2 protein-coding genes are annotated in these 1,184 nt (G+C 47.1%); both read right to left on the reverse strand.

Annotation, left to right across the window (positions count from 1 at the left end):
• A partial coding sequence (locus tag HNR77_RS29885; RefSeq protein ID WP_311768694.1) for an IS3 family transposase occupies positions 1 to 855 on the reverse strand: 855 nt, incomplete at its 3' end.
• Positions 856 to 866: 11 nt separating this feature from the next.
• Positions 867 to 1,184, reverse strand: a 318-nt coding sequence (locus tag HNR77_RS29890; RefSeq protein ID WP_090921784.1) for a transposase, incomplete at its 5' end; no start/stop codon positions are given.

The raw sequence follows: 1,184 nt of genomic DNA on the forward strand, positions 1-1,184 counted from the left end.
GGATTTGTCCGTAAATTTCATTGCAAAACGAGCAGGGGAAAGATAACCTAGCGCGCCATGCATTCGCTTGCGGTTGTAATAGAACTCAATGTACTGGTAGATGGCGGTATACGCCTCTTCTGGATTCTTAAATCGAGGGTTACAGTAAATGAGTTCTTTCTTCAAAATGCTGTGCCAGGACTCGATACAAGCGTTATCGTAACAATTCCCTCGGCGGCTCATGCTGGATTCCATGCCATATGCTTTTAGTTGCTCCACGTATTCTTTTGACGTGTACTGCGAGCCACGATCCGAGTGATGGAGCAATCCCGGAGCCGGGCGTTTGGCCTGGTACGCATCTTTCAATGCATCCAGCACCAGGCTCGTTTCCATATGGTTGTACAAGCGCCAGCCTACAATTTCACGCGTACACAAATCCAAAACACTAGCAAGATATAATCGGCCTCCTCGGCAGGGAATGTAGGTGATGTCAGTGACCCATACAGCGTTCGGTGTAGACGTTTGAAATTGCTGGTTCAACGTATTCGGTGCAAGGGGATGATGATGTTTAGAATCCGTCGTCTGGACACGATACCGGGGGCTATGCACGGAACGAAGATTCATTTGACGCATGTATATACTGACCGTACGTGAAGAGATTCTATACCCTTCCAGATGGAGCGCATACGTAATTTTAGGGCTTCCACACCGCTTCTGGTGGTCGTAGAAATGATACCGAATACGCTTCATGACCTCGGTTCTCCGATGCTGCTGCTTGCTGGTCCGGTCCATCCGCCATTTGTAATATCCGCTCCGTGACACTTGTAAGGTGCTGCACATCTTCGCCAAAGAAAACTCGGAGCGATGGTCTTCCACAAACTGAAATCTTAGTTCTTTGGTTTGCTGAAGATGTGCACTGCTTTTTTTACGATAGCCAGTTCCTCTTGCGTGTCCGCAAGGGTATGTTCTTTCTCTTGAAGTAACCGGCGCATTTCTTTGAGCTCAGCTTCCAGTTCTTTGACTCGATCTACGCTAGCTACGGGCTCATGTTTAAGTTCACGATACTTGCCCATCCACTGGTGTAATGTACTTTTTGGAATGTTGAGTTCTTCGGCTAAGTCTCCGAGTGTCTTGGTCTGTTCTTGGATGAATTTTACCGTTTGTTTCTTAAATTCTTCATTATACCGTTGCCGTTGTTCTCCCAT

This window comes from Paenibacillus sp. JGP012 (assembly GCF_014203995.1).
Classification (GTDB): Bacteria; Bacillota; Bacilli; order Paenibacillales; family Paenibacillaceae; genus Paenibacillus; species Paenibacillus silvae.